12 protein-coding genes are annotated in these 15843 nt (G+C 75.6%); 5 read left to right on the forward strand and 7 right to left on the reverse strand.

Translation table 11 applies throughout. The features are described from left to right. The first annotated feature begins 175 nt into the window (after positions 1 to 175). Positions 176 to 2956, forward strand: a complete 2781-nt coding sequence (locus tag C0216_RS15155; RefSeq protein ID WP_114055805.1) for a glycosyl hydrolase — start codon at positions 176 to 178, stop codon at positions 2954 to 2956. A gap of 95 nt (positions 2957 to 3051) precedes the next feature. Here C0216_RS15155 and C0216_RS15160 read toward each other — a convergent pair whose 3' ends face one another. Further along, a complete protein-coding gene (locus C0216_RS15160; protein WP_114055806.1) occupies positions 3052 to 4101 on the reverse strand; it encodes a LacI family DNA-binding transcriptional regulator in 1050 nt (349 codons plus the stop codon). A gap of 116 nt (positions 4102 to 4217) precedes the next feature. Next, positions 4218 to 4595: a thiol-disulfide oxidoreductase DCC family protein gene (locus C0216_RS15165; RefSeq protein WP_114055807.1), complete on the reverse strand. Its 378-nt coding sequence runs from the start codon at positions 4593 to 4595 to the stop codon at positions 4218 to 4220. A 185-nt stretch (positions 4596 to 4780) separates the two neighbouring features. Here C0216_RS15165 and C0216_RS15170 point away from each other — a divergent pair, with 185 nt between their 5' ends. Further along, positions 4781 to 5206: a hypothetical protein gene (locus C0216_RS15170; RefSeq protein WP_162793211.1), complete on the forward strand. Its 426-nt coding sequence runs from the start codon at positions 4781 to 4783 to the stop codon at positions 5204 to 5206. A 22-nt stretch (positions 5207 to 5228) separates the two neighbouring features. Here C0216_RS15170 and C0216_RS15175 read toward each other — a convergent pair whose 3' ends face one another. Beyond that, positions 5229 to 6257 carry an SPFH domain-containing protein gene (locus tag C0216_RS15175; protein WP_114055809.1) on the reverse strand — a complete coding sequence of 343 codons (1029 nt, stop codon included), beginning with the start codon at positions 6255 to 6257 and terminating at the stop codon, positions 5229 to 5231. A gap of 3 nt (positions 6258 to 6260) precedes the next feature. Next, a complete protein-coding gene (locus tag C0216_RS15180) occupies positions 6261 to 6692 on the reverse strand; it encodes an NfeD family protein (protein ID WP_114055810.1) in 432 nt (143 codons plus the stop codon). A gap of 382 nt (positions 6693 to 7074) precedes the next feature. Between C0216_RS15180 and C0216_RS15185 the strand changes: the two genes are divergently transcribed. The 3 genes from C0216_RS15185 (at position 7075) to C0216_RS15195 (ending at position 12632) form a co-directional block, all read left to right on the forward strand. Continuing rightward, on the forward strand, positions 7075 to 8868 hold the full coding sequence (locus tag C0216_RS15185; protein ID WP_114055811.1) for an N-acetylglutaminylglutamine amidotransferase: 1794 nt from the start codon (positions 7075 to 7077) through the stop codon (positions 8866 to 8868). 58 nt (positions 8869 to 8926) lie between these two features. Further along, positions 8927 to 11161, forward strand: coding sequence for a prolyl oligopeptidase family serine peptidase (locus C0216_RS15190; RefSeq protein WP_114055812.1), 2235 nt, complete (start codon positions 8927 to 8929; stop codon positions 11159 to 11161). Between the two features lie 331 nt (positions 11162 to 11492). After that, positions 11493 to 12632 carry an ATP-binding protein gene (locus C0216_RS15195; RefSeq protein ID WP_162793212.1) on the forward strand — a complete coding sequence of 380 codons (1140 nt, stop codon included), beginning with the start codon at positions 11493 to 11495 and terminating at the stop codon, positions 12630 to 12632. 118 nt (positions 12633 to 12750) lie between these two features. On the opposite strand, the gene galK is transcribed toward C0216_RS15195, so the two are convergent. The 3 genes from galK to C0216_RS15210 form a co-directional block, all read right to left on the reverse strand. Continuing rightward, a complete protein-coding gene (gene galK / locus C0216_RS15200) occupies positions 12751 to 13908 on the reverse strand; it encodes a galactokinase (protein WP_114055814.1) in 1158 nt (385 codons plus the stop codon). Then, positions 13905 to 14933 carry a galactose-1-phosphate uridylyltransferase gene (galT, locus tag C0216_RS15205; protein ID WP_114055815.1) on the reverse strand — a complete coding sequence of 343 codons (1029 nt, stop codon included), beginning with the start codon at positions 14931 to 14933 and terminating at the stop codon, positions 13905 to 13907. Before galT ends, galK begins: the two co-directional genes overlap by 4 nt. 150 nt (positions 14934 to 15083) lie before the next feature. Continuing rightward, complete coding sequence (locus C0216_RS15210) at positions 15084 to 15830, reverse strand: DUF4190 domain-containing protein (RefSeq protein WP_114055816.1); 747 nt, start codon at positions 15828 to 15830, stop codon at positions 15084 to 15086. Positions 15831 to 15843 lie beyond the last annotated feature (13 nt).

Below are 15843 nucleotides of genomic sequence, written 5' to 3' on the forward strand. Positions count from 1 at the left end.
GAAGCCGCGACAGACCGGAATGGGCATCAACTTCCCGTCCTGCATTCTCTCTTGACACCCCTCTTTCGGGAGTTCTACGTTTCCGGCCAGCTGAGAGCGCTCTCTCCTGTGTTTCCCGGACGCGACCCCGACACCGCCTGCGCACGTCCCCCGCCACGACACGAGGTGTTCCCGCATGCCCGTCCTCCTCCCGCGCCGAGCCGCCCCGCCCCTCCTCGCCGCCGCCCTCGCGGCCGCCGGACTCGGCATCGGCCTCGGACCGGCCGCGGCCCCCGCCGCGGCCGCCACCGTCCCGGTGGGCGCCGGAAGCTACTCCGACACCCGCCCCGCCGGCACCTCCGGCCCCACCAACAACACCGGCACGCCCGTCGCCCCCAAGGTGACCCCGGCGGCCCAGGGCAGACCCGTCCCCACGAACGACTGGTGGTCCTCCCTCGCCTTCCAGCGCTACGGCGACAACCCGTACTCCACCCCCATGTACGGCCACCCCCTCACCTACCAGGCGGCCGCCGGCGGACTGGACGTCGGCTACCCCACGACCCCCGCCGTCGTCGGGGACGGCCGCCAGTACGAGTTCGCCCACAAGCGCGACCTGACCATCGGCCTCGCCGGCCTGAACTCGCCCGACACGAAGGCCGACGCCTGGTCCGACTGGACGGTCACCCCCTACTGGTCCGACGGCGCCCGCACCCTGCGCACCACCATCGGCCACGGCAGCCCGTTCGTGTACGCCCAGGGCTCCGGCGGCGACGCCCGGATCACCACCGCGTCCGCCCCGGCCGTCTTCGCCGACCAGGGCAACGTCCTCGGCATCACCGTCGCCGGGCACCACTACGCCCTCTTCGCGCCGACCGGCACCGACTGGACCGTATCCGGGACCGCGATCAGCGCCGCCCTCGGCGGCCGGAACTACTTCTCCGTCGCCGTCCTGCCCTCACCGGACGCGCTCGCGACCTACCGCACGTACGCCTTCAGCTTCGTCACCGGCTCCCGCGTCGACTGGAGCACCTCCGGCGGCACCGTCCGCGCCACCTACACGCTCTCCACCGAGGCCAAGGAGGGCACCGAGCGCGGCACCCTCCAGGCCCTCTACCGGCACCAGTGGCTGCACACCAGCGACCCGCTCACCCCGTACACGTACGTCTCGCCGCGCGGCACCATGAAGGTCCGCGAGGGCGCCTCGTTCACCACCGCCCAGAAGGCGGCCCCCGTGCTGCCGGCCCTGCCGCGCACGGGCGCGGCCGACACCCCCGCGCTCCGCGCCCGGCTGAAGGAGGCCGCGAACGCGCCCGACCCGTTCTCCGGCGCGGTGGACACCTACTGGACCGGCAAGGCGCTCGGCAAGCTGGCCCAACTCGTGCCGATCGCCGACCAGATCGGCGAGACCGCCGTCCGCGACCGGCTCCTCGGCCTGCTCAAGGGGCGCCTGCAGGAGTGGTTCACCGCCGGCGGCGCCGGTGAGTTCTCCTACGACCGCACATGGCGCACCCTGACCGGCTACCCCGCCTCCTACGGCAGCGACACCGAGCTCAACGACCACCACTTCCACTACGGCTACTACGTGTACGCGGCCGCGATCACCGCCCAGTACGACCCCGGCTGGGCCGCCGACTCCGCCTGGGGCGGCATGGTCAAGACCCTGATCCGCGACACCGCGAACCCCTCCCGCACCGACACCGCCTTCCCGTTCCTGCGCGGCTTCGACGTGTACGCCGGCCACAGCTGGGCCTCCGGCCACCAGGGCTTCGCCGCCGGCAACAACCAGGAGTCCTCCTCCGAGTCCACCAACCTCAGCGCCGCCCTCGTACTGTGGGGCTCGGCCACCGGCGACACCGGCCTGCGCGACCTCGGCTCCTACCTGCTGGCCACCGAGGGCGAGGCGATCGCCCAGTACTGGTTCGACGCCGACGGGCAGGTCTTCCCGGCCTCCTTCGGCCACGACACCGCCGGCATGGTGTGGGGCAGCGGCGCCGCGTACGCCACCTGGTGGACCGCCAACCCGGAGGAGATCCACGGCATCAACGTGCTCCCGGTGACCGGCGGCTCCCTCCACCTCGGCGGACACCGGCAGGCGATCCGCCGCAACATCGCCGAGATGGAGCGGGAGAACGGCGGACCCGCCGTCGAATGGCGCGACATCCTCTGGGAGTTCCAGTCGCTCGCCGACCCGGCCGCCGCGAAGGCCAAGTGGGACGCCGGCAACGCCGGCTACACCCCGGAGGCGGGCGAGTCCAAGGCGCACACCCAGCACTGGATCACCAGCCTGGACGCACTCGGCGCCCCCGACCCGTCCGTGACCGGATCCATCCCCACCTCGGCGGTCTTCAACCGGAACGGCACCCTCACCTACGCGGCCCACAACCACGGGGCGACCGCCCGCACCGTCACCTTCTCCGACGGCAGGACCCTCACCGTGCCGGCCCGCTCCACCGCCTCCGCCACGGGCACGGGCCCCGGCCCCGGCCCGGAGCCCTCGACCGGGAACACGTTCCGGCTCCGCTCCGGCGGCGTCCTCACCACCGCCGGCGGCGGCACCGCGGGCAGCGACACCGTCCCGTCGGCCGGCGGCGCCAACCACGACGGCACACCGTACCGGCCGCTCGTCTACGAGGCCAAGGGCGTGAACGGTACGCTCAGGGCGGGCGCGGCCACCGCGTTCCGGCTCCCCGTGGACGCCGGCACCGCCGTCGGCCTCGGCCAGCAGGCCCGGATCTCGTACGACCTCACCGGCGACGGCACCTTCGACCGGACGGAGACCTACCACTACTTCGCCACCGACCCGGTCGCCGGCTGGGAGGAGTACCGGCAGGCCCGCGGCCTGAAGTCGGCCACCGGCACGCTCGGCGACCTGCGCGGCGGAACAGTCCGCCTGGAGGTGTGGAGCGCCATTGGCAACGCCGACTCCCGGCTGCAGACGGGCACCGACACGGCCGTGGTCGTCATCCCGTACGACTGACCCACCCGCGGCCACGGCACACAGGCGGCGGGTGCGGGGGCCTTCCCGCACCCGCCGCCGTGATGCCGCCCCCCCACCCCGTCGTCACCGCCCCGTCAGGCCGATTCCCGCCGCACCAGCCCGGTCGGCGTGATGACGGAGGCCGGGGCCGCGTCCACCGCACCGTCCAGCATTCGCATCAGCAGCCGGACCATCAGCCGTCCCATCCCCTCGATGTCCTGACGCACCGTGGTCAGGGCCGGCTCCGTGGCCCGCACCACCGCGTCCATGTCGTCGAACCCCACCACCGCCACGTCCTCCGGCACCCGGATCCCCCGCTCGCGCAGGGCCCCCAGCGCCCCTGCCGCCATCAGGTCGTTCGCGGCGAACACGGCGTCCACGTCGGGCCGCCGCTCCAGCAGCCCGGCCATCGCGCGGGCCCCGCTCTCCCGGGTGAAGTCGCCCTGGCACACCAGCGCGGGATCGGCGTCGACCAGCACGTCCCGGTAGCCGGCGAGTCTGTCGAGCGCGGACGTCTGCGTGCCCGGCCCGGCGATGTGGCCGATGTTCCGCCGCCCGAGCGACACCAGGTACCGGACGGCTTCCCGCGCCCCGCCCCGGTTGTCGCAGTCGACGAACGGCACGGCCGGCTCAGCCCCCGACACCGGACGTCCCCCGAACACGACGGGGACCCTGCTCCGGGCGATCAGCGCGGGCAGCCGGTCGGCGGTGTGCAGCGAGAACGCCAGCGCCCCGTCCACGTGCCCGCCGTCCAGGTAGCGCGAGATGCGCTCGTGGTCGCCGTGTCCCTCCACCCACAGCAGCACGAGCTGGGTGTCGTGGGCGGTCAGCTCCCGGCTGATCCCGCGCACCTGCTTCTCGAAGAACGGGTCGGAGAATATCCGGAACTCGGGCTCCGCGATGATGACGGCGACCGCTCCGTGGCGCCGGGTGACCAGCGAGCGCGCCGCGTGGTTGGGGACGTATCCCAGTTCCCGGACCGCCTCGCGGACCTTCTCCGCCAGGGGGAGCCGCACTCCCGCACCGCCGTTGACGACCCGTGAGGCCGTGGCCCGTGAGACGCCGGCCCGCGCGGCGACGGCTTCCAGCGTGGGGCGGGACGACCCCGTGGTCTGCTCCGGCACGGCAGGCTCTCCTGACTCCATCCGCGGCCGACGCCGCGCCGCTGTCCGACGCGGAACAGGATAAACGCCGGACGCCCGCTCTGAGAGCGCTCCCAAACACATTGCGCCAGTACGGCTTCCCGCACCGGGGGAGCCCCTTACCGATCGCGGGGGAGCGCGCAGGCCGCCGTCCCTCCCGGCAGCCGGTACCGGTTGGCCGCGACGACCCGGTACACCGCGTCCGCGGCCCGCCGCACCCCGGGCAGCCCGAGCACGCCGCCGAGCACCGGCCAGGCGCCGCCCGCGCTCAGCAGCGCCTTCGCGACGGCCCGGGCCCCGCCGTGCACCGCACCCGACGGGGTCACCCACAGCACCTCGTACGCGGCGCGGTCCCGGCTCACGCCGAGCGCGCCGAGGTCGGCGGACTGCCAGGGGACGACGTCGCAGCGGGGCCGCACGCGCCGCTCGGCGAACCGCGCCGAGGTCGTGCAGAAGCCGCAGTCACCGTCGTAGACGAGCACAGACCGGGTACGCATGCCCCCATCATGCGGCGTCCGCCCCGTCCCGCGCGGGGGCCGTCGATCCGGCAGGCCGCCCGGCAGGCGGCGCGGCCCCGCCCGGGTGCGGGAACGGTCCTGCGCGGGCCTGCGTCCTCCCCTCCGACAGGGCCGGCCGGACCGGCTCCGTGGGCCGGCGCCGCGGCGCCGGGGGAGGAGGGGCCGTGCGGGCAGGGCAAGGGGCGGGCGGATGGGCGGTGGCCCTCGCGGTGGGGCTTCCCCTGGCCGCCGCCGGGACCGTCGTGGCCGTCGTCCTCGGCGGCGGCGGCTCCGCCGCCCCGAGCCCGCTGCACCAGGCGGTGGACTCCTACCTGGAGCCGGTCGGGCGGGGAGCCCGCGCGCCCGCTCCCGGGCCGGACACCCGCTGCCCCGCCGGGGGCGACCCCGAGGGCTCCCTCCGCGCCCTCGCGGCGGAGTTCGGGCACCGCATCGTCTCCTCCACCCGCAGCGGCGACGGCGCCGTCGTCAACGTCGACCTCGCCCCGCCCGCCGGGGGCCGGATCGAGGCGGCCCTGGAGCTGCGCCGCAGCGGCGACCGCTGGGACGTCTGCTCGGCGTCCCGGGGCCATGTGGAGATCGACCCGTTCTGACTCCCGCCGCGCCCGGCGCCGGCTACGGCAGCCGTCCCGTGGAGGCGTCCGCCTCGGCCGCGTCCGCCAGGGCCTCCGCGGCGGCCTCCGCGGCCCGGGCGGCGTCGCTCGCGGCCCGCGTCGCGGTCTCGTCGGTGCCGTCCGCCGCCCGCTCCCGGGTCGCCGGCGACGGCGGGAGGACCTCCCCGAAGGCCCGGGAGACCGCCCCCAGCGCGGAGGTCACCTCGCCGGGGATCACCCAGAAGGTGCTGCCCTGCCCCTGCGCGAGCTGCGGCAGCACCTGGAGGTACTGGTAGGCGAGGAGCTTGGGGTCCGGGTCGTTGCGGTGCACCGCCTGGAAGACCTCGTCGATCGCCCGGGACTGGCCCTCGGCCTTGAGGATCTCCGCCGTGCGGGCGCCCTCGGCGCGCAGCACCGCGGACTGCTTGTCGCCCTCCGCCGTCAGGATCTGCGCCTGCCGCTGGCCCTCGGCCGCCAGGATCGCCGCCCGCTTGTCCCGTTCCGCCCGCATCTGCTTCTGCATCGCGTCCTTGATCGACTGCGGCGGGTCGATGGCCTTGATCTCCACGCGGTTGACGCGCAGTCCCCACTTGCCCGTCGCCTCGTCCAGCACACCGCGGAGCTGGCTGTTGATCGTGTCGCGCGAGGTCAAAGTCTTCTCCAGGTCCATGGAGCCGACGACGTTGCGCAGCGTGGTGACGGTGAGCTGCTCGACCGCCTGGAGGAAGTTCGCGATCTCGTACGAGGCCGCCCGCGGGTCCGTCACCTGGAAGTACAGCACGCTGTCGATCTCGACGACCAGGTTGTCCTCCGTGATCACCGGCTGCGGCCGGAAGGAGACGACCTGCTCGCGCAGGTCGATCACCGGGTACACGCGGTCGACGTAGGGGATGACGACGTTCAGGCCGGGCTTCAGCGTCCGGTGGTAGCGGCCGAGCCGCTCCACGTTGCGGGCGCGCGCCTGGGGCACGATCCGGACGGCCCGCACCACGGTGAACACGGCGAGGACGGCGACGACCAGGGCGATGATCAGGGACCCCGATGCATCCATGGCTCACTCCCGGGGGTAGACGAGGGCGGTGCTGCCGCTGATCTCGATGACGTCGACGGCCGTGCCGGGAGGGATGACCAGCGTCTCGTCGTAGGCGCGGGCGGTCCACTCCTCGCCGCCGATCCGCACCCGGCCGTCCCGCCCGGACACCTCGCTGACGACGTACGCGACCCTGCCGATCAGCGCGTCGACGCCGAACCGCGCCTCCTGCGCGGGCTGGAGGCGGCGCAGCACGGTCGGGCGTACGAACAGCAGGCTGAGTGCGGCGACGGCGGTGAACAGCAGGAACTGCCAGGGCACCGGCAGGCCGAGCGCGGCGGCGCCCCCGGTCACGGCGGCGGCCGCGGCCAGCAGCCCGAGCGCCGCGGTGAGGGAGAACACCTCCGCGACGGCCAGCCCTGCCGCGGCGATCAGCCAGAGCAGCCACGGTTCCATGCGAGCCCTCCCTCCCACACATACAGGCGAGCGATATGCCGGAATTATTAGCGTATCTACCCATGGGAGGGGCGGGGGAATCCGCTGTTCACACCGCATTCCCTGCCGCGGGCCGCGTTCCGCTCGGCCGCCGCCCGCCACGCGCGCACGGACACCGCGGGGCATATTGGAGGAAGCGCCCAAAGATCGGCCCGGGGAACCGCCTCGAATGGAAACCGCCTGGTGGGGCAGGCGGCCTGTACGTCGATCGCCCGTCCCGCCGGTGTTTCGCCCGGACGGGCAGCACGAGGGAGTGAACTCACATGGTGCAGGTGTTCCGGACCCCCGGAGCAGGAGCAGCCACGGGCCGGCCCGCCGGCGTGCCCACCCAGGGGGGTGCGGCATGTGCGGTCTGAGCGGCGAGGTGCGCTTCGACGGCCGGCGCCCGGACCTGGCGGCGGTGGAGCGCATGACCGACGAGATGTCCGACCGCGGTCCGGACGGCAGAGGTGCCTGGTCGCAGGGCGCCGTCGCCCTCGGCCACCGGCGGTTGAAGATCATCGACCTGTCCGAAAGCGGCGCCCAGCCGATGACGGACCCCCACCTCGGCATCACCGCCGCCTTCAACGGCTGCATCTACAACCACCGCGAACTGCGCCGGCGCCTGGAGGGGCTGGGCCACCGCTTCTTCTCCGACTCCGACACCGAGGTCCTCGCCAAGGCGTACGGGCAGTGGGGGCCCGCCTGCGCGGAGCACCTGCTCGGCATGTTCGCCTTCGCGGTGGTCGAGCACCACACCGGGCGCGTGGTGCTGGGCCGCGACCGGCTCGGCATCAAGCCCCTCTACCTCACCGAGGACGCCGACCGGCTCCGCTTCGCCTCCACCCTGCCCGCCCTGCTGGCCGGCGGCGGCGTCGACACCGGCATCGACGCGGTCGCCCTGCACCAGTACCTGAGCTGGCACGGCACCGTTCCCGCCCCCCGCACCGTCCTGCGGGGCGTGCGCAAGCTGCCGCAGGCCACGGTCCGGGTGATCGAGCCCGACGGCACCTCCACCGACCACTGCTACTGGCAGCCGTCGTACACCCGCGGCGCCGGGCCCGGCGCCGGGCTCGGCGACGACCCCGAGGCCTGGCGGGAGGCCGTCCACGAAGCGCTCGGCCGGGCCGTGCGCCGGCGCATGGTCGCCGACGTCCCCGTGGGTGTCCTGCTGTCCGGCGGGCTCGACTCCAGCCTGATCGTCGCCCTGCTGGAGGAGCACGGCCAGAGCGGCACCGCCACCTTCGCCATGGGCTTCGAGTCCGAGAGCGGACAGGAAGGCGACGAGTTCCACTACTCCGACCTGGTCGCCCGCCGGTTCGGCACCGACCACCACCAGTTCATGATCCCCTCCGACCGGCTCCCCGCCGCGCTGGAAGGGGCGATCGCCGCCATGGACGAGCCCATGGTCAGCCACGACTCCGTCGCCTTCCACCTGCTCGCCGAGCAGGTGGCCAAGGACGTCAAGGTCGTGCTCTGCGGCCAGGGCGCCGACGAGGTCTTCGCCGGCTACCACTGGTACCCCGGCATCGCCGGGGCCGCCCGCCCCGACGCCGCCGACGCGTACGCAGACGCCTACTTCGACCGCACCCACCACGGCGTCAACGACCTGCTCCACCCCGACCTGGCCGCCGACCGCGACACCCCGCGCGAGTTCGTCGCGGCCCACATGGCCGCGCCCGGCGCGCAGACCGCGCTCGACGCCACCCTGCGCCTCGACGTCCACGCCCTGATGGCCGACGACCCCGTCAAGCGCGTCGACAACATGACCATGGCCTGGGGCCTGGAGGCGCGCGTTCCGTTCCTCGACCACGAACTGGTCGAACTGGCCGCCGCCTGCCCTCCCCGGCTGAAACTCGGCCAGGGCGGCAAGGGCATCCTCAAGGACGTCGGCCGCCGCGTCCTGCCCCGCGAGGTCGTCGACCGGCCCAAGGGCTACTTCCCGGTGCCCGCCGTCCGGCACATGGCCGAACCGGTCCTCACCCGCGTACGCGACGCGCTGACCGCACCCGAGGCCCGCCGGCGCGGTATCTTCGACCAGGGCCGCGTGGCCGACATGCTCGCCAACCCCGCACGCCACCGCACGAAACGCGGAGCCAGCACCCTGTGGCAGGTGGCTTCGCTGGAGATCTGGCTCCAGACCCACGGCATCGCCTGACCACCGACACCCGACACCGAGCGGTGACAGTCCCCCGGAAGCCCTCGAAGAGGCCCGCATGCCCCTTGACCGCTCCCCGCAGCGACACCGTCCCCGCACCGCCGGCGCCCCCGCTCCCGCCCCGGACCCGGCAGCGGACCCCGCGCCCGCACGGGACCACGCCCCGGCCCCCGCTCCGGCGCCCGCCGGAGCCGCCCCGGCCGTGCTCCACCTGGCGGACACCGGCGCCGCGGACCCGCCGGCGGTGCTCACCGTCCACGGCTGCTGGTACCCGTCGGCCGACCCCACCGGCGACCGCGTGGCGTTCATCTGCGACCGCGCCGGCGTCCCGCAGCTGTGGAGCGGCCCCGCGAACGGCTCGGAGGCCCATGTCCTCGACGCCGACCCCGACCCCGTCACCGAGGTGTCGTGGTCGCCCGACGGCCGGTGGATCGCGTACACCTCGGCGCCCGGCGGCGGCGAGCACACCCGCGTCCTGGTGGTCCGCCCGGACGGCACCGGCCGGCACGTCCTCGCGGGCGCCGAGCCGGGCGCCTCCGCCCACATCGGCAGCTGGAGCCGCGACGGCTCCGTCCTCGGCGTCACCGTCGCCCAGCCCGCCGGCCCCGGCGCGCACAGCAGCCCGGGCCACATGCCGCAGGACACCGACCCGGGCTTCGCCGACGGCGCCCTCCCCGACGGCGCGTACGCGGCTGCCCGCACCGGACGCGTCGGCCAGGCGACGCTCCTCCTCCCGCCCGGCCACCCGGCGGCCGCCCCCGCCGCGCACATGAACGGCACCCCCGTCCGCCCGCCCGAAGCCGCCCCCGCGGCCGCCGACGGCGCCCTGTCCGCGTACCTCATCGACCCGGACGGCACACACGCCCCCGCCCTCCTCCACACCGAGCCCGGCGCCGCCTCCCTCCGTGTGTGCGACATCGCCGCCGACAACCGCTTCGTACTGCTGCGCCGCGGACCGCGCGGCCGCCGCGAGGCCCTCCTGCTGGACCGGGCCACCGGCCGCATCCCCTTCCGCCTGCACGTCGCGGACGGCGACCCGTGGATCGGGCGGCTCTCGCCCGACTCGTCCACCCTCTGGCTGCGCAGCGACGCCGACCGCGAGTTCGCCGCCCTCCTGCGGGTCCGGCTCGCCGAGGACGGGACCGCCGAGGAGGTGTCCGCGGCCGCGGAGCGGGACGGATCCCAGCTCGACCTGCTCAGCCTGCCCGACCACGGCCGCTGGGCCCTCCTCGCCTGGAACGCCCACGGCGCGAGCGACCTGGAGAGCGTCGGCCTCGACGGCGCGGGGGACGCCGTCGGCCCGCACCACCGCTCCGAACTCCCGCACGAGGTCGTCACCCGCATCGCGCCCGTCGCCCGCGGAGGCCTCTTCGCCGCCCTGTCCGGCTCCCGCCGACGGCCCGGCATCTGGCAGGCCGACGGGCCCTTCGGCCCCGTACGCACCGGCTGGACCGCTCCCGACGAGGAAGCGGCCCCGCCCGGCCGGCCCCCCGTCCGCCCCGTGCCGCTGCGCTGCCGCGCACGGGACGGCCTCGTGCTCGGCGGCTGGTACTACCGCGCCCCCGACCGAGACCCCGGCCGGCCCGGCCCCTGCGTCGTCCACCTCCACGGCGGCCCCGAGGAGCAGGAGCGCCCCGTCTTCAACCCGCTCTACCACGAGATCCTCGGCCGCGGCATCGACGTGTTCGCCCCCGACGTACGCGGCTCCTCCGGCTGGGGGCGCTCCTTCGTCGACGCCGACCTCGGCACCGGCCGCTTCGCCGCCATCGAGGACGTCGCCGACTGCGCCGCGTACCTCGTCGCCGAAGGCCACGCCGACCCGCTCCGCCTGGCGGTGATGGGCCGCTCGTACGGCGGCTACCTCACCATGGCCTCCCTGGTGTGGCACCCGGAGCTCTTCCGCACGGGCGTCGCCGTCTGCGGCATGTCGGACCTCACCACCTTCTTCGCCGGCACCGAGCCGTGGATCGCCCGCTCCGCGGCCGCCAAGTACGGCCACCCCGAGCACGACCGGGAACTGCTGCGCGCCCTCTCCCCGATGAGCCGCATCGACCGGCTGCGCGCGCCCGTCCTCGCCGTCCACGGCGAACACGACACCAACGTGCCCCCGACCGAGTCCGAGCAGTTCGTCCGGGCCGCCCGCGCCCAGGGAGTCCCGGCCGAGCTGCTGACGCTGCGCAACGAGGGCCACGACTTCCTGCGGGCCGACACCCGCCGCCTCTACCGGCGGGCCGCCGCGGACTGGCTGGAGCAGTACCTCGTACCCGACCGCACGGGCCGCCGGGCCACTTGAGCGGTTTCGCTCCCTGTGCCGGGTGCCCGCACGGCTCCGCCCCGGGGCCTCTTCGACGGGGCAGCGGGCGGGCGGGACGATCCGGCAGCGGGGGCGCCGGCGACTGCCCCCGGGCCACCGCCGCGTTTCCCGGCGCCGCGGCCGCCCGGGCCGCGGCGGTCGCCGCCCTTGGCCCTCGTGCGGGACCTCGTCCCGTGACGGCCCGCGGCCCGCGGCCGGCACACGTCGGCCGAGGACCGCCTTGACGGCCCACCTGCGGCGGGATCCACTGAAGGCCGCGGCACCCGCCCGCGCGGCGGACGCCGGGGGACCGGTCCACAGGGGGGACGGAGTGGGGCTTCAGCGTGCGCGGCGCGTCGCCGTGCAGGTCACCGGACTCTTCCGGCTGGCACACCTCCTGTACGCGGCCGGTGTGGTGGCGGCCGATCCCGTCGACGCCCGGGCCGCCGCCCTCCTGGCCGCCGTATGCGCCGTCACGCTGGCCGTGTATGCGGCGGGACTGCGGCACGGCCGGATCCCCGACCGCCTGATCTGGACGGACGCCGGCGTGAACGGATGCCTGCTCCCGCTCGCGGCCGCCGTCGCCGTCGGGGAGGGGCCCGCCGTGGAGGCGCACGGCTGGCTGGCGGTCCAGGCGCTCTCCGCCTCGACCGCAGCCGTCGTGTCGCTCCGCTGGCGCGGCACCGTCCTGTGCCTCGTCCTGCTGACGGCGACCTCGCTCGCCGTGCACCAGGTGGTGCGCCGGCCCGACACGGCCGGACTGCTGGAGCACCTCAGCGCCCTCGCGATGAGCAGCGGCCTGATGGCCGCCGGCTGGTGGTACGTCAGACGCCAGGGCATCCTCCTGGACGACGCGCAGCGGCGGGCGCTGGCCGCCGAGGCAGCCCGCGCCCGCCAGGCCGAGCGGACCGCCCACCACGCCGCGCTCCACGACACCGTCCTCGCCACCCTCACCACCATCGCCTCCGGCGGCGTCGATGCCAACGCGCAGGCCGTACGCGACCGCTGCGCCCGGGAAGCGGCCTACCTGCGGCGGCTCGTCCAGCTCACCGACGACCCCGGCCCCGACCGTCCGCCTTCCGCAGGAGGCACGCCCGGCACCGCCGCCCTGGAGGAGGCCGTCCGCTCCGCCGAGGCCCTGGGGCTGGTGGTGAAGGCGCAGTACCACGCCGTGCCGGAGCTCCCCGAGGCCGTCGCCGAGGCCGTCGCCGCGGCTGCCTCCGAGGCGTTGAACAACGTGCGCAGGCACGCCGGAACCGGCCTGGCCTACCTCACCGCGGTCGGCGTCGCCGAAGGCCTGGAGGTCACCGTCGCCGACCGCGGCACCGGCTTCGACGCCGCGGACACCCCCGGCGCCGGTACGGGCCTGCGCCGCTCCGTGCACGCCCGGATGGCCGCGGCCGGCGGGGCCGCCCGGGTGGACAGCCGGCCCGGCGAGGGCACCGTCGTCGAACTCCGCTGGCCGGCCTGACCCCCGCACGCCGGCCGGCCCGCCGCGGGTGCGGCGCCCCGTCTGCCGACGGGCCGGTCGGCCCGGCGTGCGCACGGCACGCCGGGGTACGGGGCCTGCGGCCAGGGCCGCAGGCCCGTCAGCCGATGCGGCGGGCGCCCGGCGACGGCACGGCCTCCAGTACGGCCGGCGCCGCGTGGCCGGCCGCCGCGAACGCCTCTGCCACCGCGCCGGCCACGGCCGCCGCCTCCCCGGCGCGGACCAGGGCGATCACCGAGCCGCCGAACCCGCCGCCCGTCATCCGCGCGCCGAGCGCCCCCGCCGCGACAGCGGCCGCCACCGCCAGGTCGGTCTCCGCGCAGGACACCCCGTAGTCGTCGCGCAGGGAGGCGTGCCCCTCCGTCAGCAGCGGCCCCAGTGCCTCGGGCCGCCCGGCGGCCAGCTCCGCCACGGCCCGGTCCACCCGCGCGTTCTCGGTGACCACGTGCCGTACGAGCGGGACGAGTTCACCGGGCAGCGCCGCCAGGGCAGACGGCAGGCCCGCACCGTCCAGGTCCCGCAGGGCGGGCAGGCCGAGCAGGCCGGCGGCCCGTTCGCACCCGGCCCGCAGGGCCGCGTACGCCCCGTCGGCGAGGTCGTGCCTGACGCGCGTGTCCAGCACCAGCAGGCGCAGGCCGTGCCCGCCGAGGCCGAACGGCACCTGCCGCACCTCCAGGCTGCGGCTGTCCAGGTGCAGCGCGTGGCCGCCGGTGCAGCACACCGAAGCCATCTGGTCCATCACCCCGCACGGCACCCCCGCGTACGCGTTCTCGGCGTGCTGCGCGGCCCGAGCCAGCTCCGGCCGCGCCAGGCCCAGCCCGTACAGCCCGTCGTACGCGACGGCCACCGCGCACTCCAGGGCCGCGGAGGAGGACAGCCCCGCCCCCGCGGGGACCGTGCTGTCGAGGTACACATCGGCGCCGCCGACAGCCAGCCCGCGCTCGCGCAGCGCCCACACCACGCCCGCCGGGTAGCGGGCCCAGCCCGCGGTCGCGCCCGGGGCGAGGTCCGCCACCCGCAGTTCGGCGGTCGCGGCGCCGCCCTGGGCGCTGTGCAGCCGCAGCAGGCCGTCCCCGCGGCGCCGCGCGGCCAGTACCACCGCCTGCGGCAGCGCCATGGGCAGGGCGAACCCGTCGTTGTAGTCGGTGTGTTCGCCGATCAGGTTGACCCGGCCGGGCGCCGCCCAGACCCCCTCGGGGGAGCCGCCGTGGACCCGCCGGAAGCCGTCGCGGACGGCGCCGGCCGCGTCCGCGGTCACCGCGCCTCCCGCAGCCGCAGGGCGGCCGTCTCCGGGGCCACGTCGTTCATGAACGCCTCCATGCCGGACTCCGTCCCGGCCAGGTACTTGAGCTTGTCGGCGGTCCGCCGCACGGTGAACAGCTCCAGGTGCAGGGCGAGTTCGTCCCCGCCGGTGAGCGGCGCCTGGTGCCAGGCGGCGACGTACGGGGTGGGCGCGGGCAGCCCGAAGAGGCGGTCGAAACGGCGCAGCAGGTCCAGGTAGAGGCGGGGGAACTCGGCGCGCTCCGCCTCGGTGAGCCGGGTCAGGTCGGGCACCCGGCGGTGCGGGTAGAGGTGCACCTCGTACGGCCAGCGGGCGGCGTAGGGGACGAACGCGGTCCAGTGCTCACCGGCGAGGACCACGCGTTCGCCGGCGGCGCGGGCCTCGGCGAGCAGGTCCTCGAACAGGTTCCGCCCGGTCGCGGCGCGGTGGGCTGCCGCGGCGGCGAGGTGCTTGGCCGTCCGCGGTGCGACGGCGGTGAACGCGTAGACCTGTCCGTGCGGATGGGGGAGGGTCACCCCGATCTCGGCGCCCCGGTTCTCGAAGCAGTACACCTGCACCACGCCGGGGCGGGCGGACAGCTCGGACGTCCGGTCGGTCCAGGCGTCGAGGACGAGCCGGGCCCGCTCCTGGGTGAGGTCGGCGAAGCCGGAGTCGTGGTCGGGGGTGAAGCACACCACCTCGCAGCGGCCCGTGGGGCCGGAGAGGGAGGGGAAGCGGTTCTCGAAGACGGCCACCTCGTAGTCGGCGGCCGGGATCTCGCTCTCCCGCCCCTCCCGCGAGGGGCACAGCGGGCAGGAGTCGGCGGGCGGGTGGTGGGTACGCGACTGCCGGTGCGCGGCGATCGCCACCCAGTCGCCGGTGGCCGGGTCCCGCCGCAGCTCCGGAGCGCTCTCGACACGGTCCGGCGGCCGCCGGTCCCGGGCCCGGCGGTCCCGGCCCGGGGCGCTGTCGTAGTAGATGAGCTCGCGGCCGTCCGCGAGTTCGGTGACGGTCCTGTGCACGTCCTCGCCTGATCTGTCGTGTGGGTGCGCGGGCGGATGGGCCGGGGTGTGCCCGGCCCCTCCCCGTACCGGGCCGAACGCGGACTCGATGATACGGCCGCCGGAAGGCTCCCGCCGCGGCGGTGCGGGCCACTGCCGAGGTGCGCGGGATCAGGAGCCGGACGTGCGGATCGATCCGGTGCGCTGCCCGGCGGGGTCGCCGACGAAGCAGGTGACCTTGCGGTCGCCGTCGTCCCACGAACTCTCCGTCGGCAGGTAGTAGTAAAGCTCCAGGCTCCCGGGGAGGGCGGCGTCGGTGCCGCGGTAGGCGGCGAGGACCGTCTCGCCGCACCTCTGCTCGGCCGTCACCCGGATCCTGTCGGCGCCGGGGAACGCCGCGTCCCCGCTCCCGACGGTGAACACCGCGAACGCCTCCCCGTCGTGCGGCTGCCCGCACGGCACGATGTCCACGGACGGGGCGGCGGGCGCGCCGCTCGCGTCGTAGTCCCGTATGTCGTCGGGGGTGTTGAAGCAGTCGCCTGCGCGGATGTCCTCCGTCCCGCCGGATCCCGGCCGGGTGACCTCACCGCTGCTGTCCCTGCCGGGCGACACGTCCGAGAGGGCGCCCCAGAGGACGCCGGCGGCGAGGACCACCGTGATGCCGTTGAGGATGATCGCTGCCACGGCCAGGCCGGTCCCCTTCTCCCCGCCGGCGCGGATCTGGCGGATGGCGACGATGCCCAGGATCATCGGGACCAGCGGCAGGACGCACAGCAGGGACAGCACGAACGCGACGACGGCCAGGGTGTTCGTCTTCGCAGCCGGGCCGTGCGGCGGAGGCTGCGCACCCCAGCCCTGGGGGCTGCCGTACGGCGGCGGGGGCGGCGGGGATTGCGGGGGAGGGGGAGGAGTGGACATGCGCGCGGCACTC

The organism is Streptomyces globosus (assembly GCF_003325375.1).
GTDB lineage: Bacteria > Actinomycetota > Actinomycetes > Streptomycetales > Streptomycetaceae > Streptomyces > Streptomyces globosus_A.

Bases quoted from the DNA above. Each gene is read 5' to 3' on its own strand.
- C0216_RS15155 (WP_114055805.1), top strand. From the start codon at position 176: ATGCCCGTCCTCCTCCCGCGCCGAGCCGCCCCGCCCCTCCTCGCCGCC.
- C0216_RS15160 (WP_114055806.1), bottom strand. From the start codon at position 4,101: ATGGAGTCAGGAGAGCCTGCCGTGCCGGAGCAGACCACGGGGTCGTCC.
- C0216_RS15165 (WP_114055807.1), bottom strand. From the start codon at position 4,595: ATGCGTACCCGGTCTGTGCTCGTCTACGACGGTGACTGCGGCTTCTGC.
- C0216_RS15175 (WP_114055809.1), bottom strand. From the start codon at position 6,257: ATGGATGCATCGGGGTCCCTGATCATCGCCCTGGTCGTCGCCGTCCTC.
- C0216_RS15180 (WP_114055810.1), bottom strand. From the start codon at position 6,692: ATGGAACCGTGGCTGCTCTGGCTGATCGCCGCGGCAGGGCTGGCCGTC.
- C0216_RS15185 (WP_114055811.1), top strand. From the start codon at position 7,075: ATGTGCGGTCTGAGCGGCGAGGTGCGCTTCGACGGCCGGCGCCCGGAC.
- C0216_RS15190 (WP_114055812.1), top strand. From the start codon at position 8,927: ATGCCCCTTGACCGCTCCCCGCAGCGACACCGTCCCCGCACCGCCGGC.
- C0216_RS15210 (WP_114055816.1), bottom strand. From the start codon at position 15,830: ATGTCCACTCCTCCCCCTCCCCCGCAATCCCCGCCGCCCCCGCCGCCG.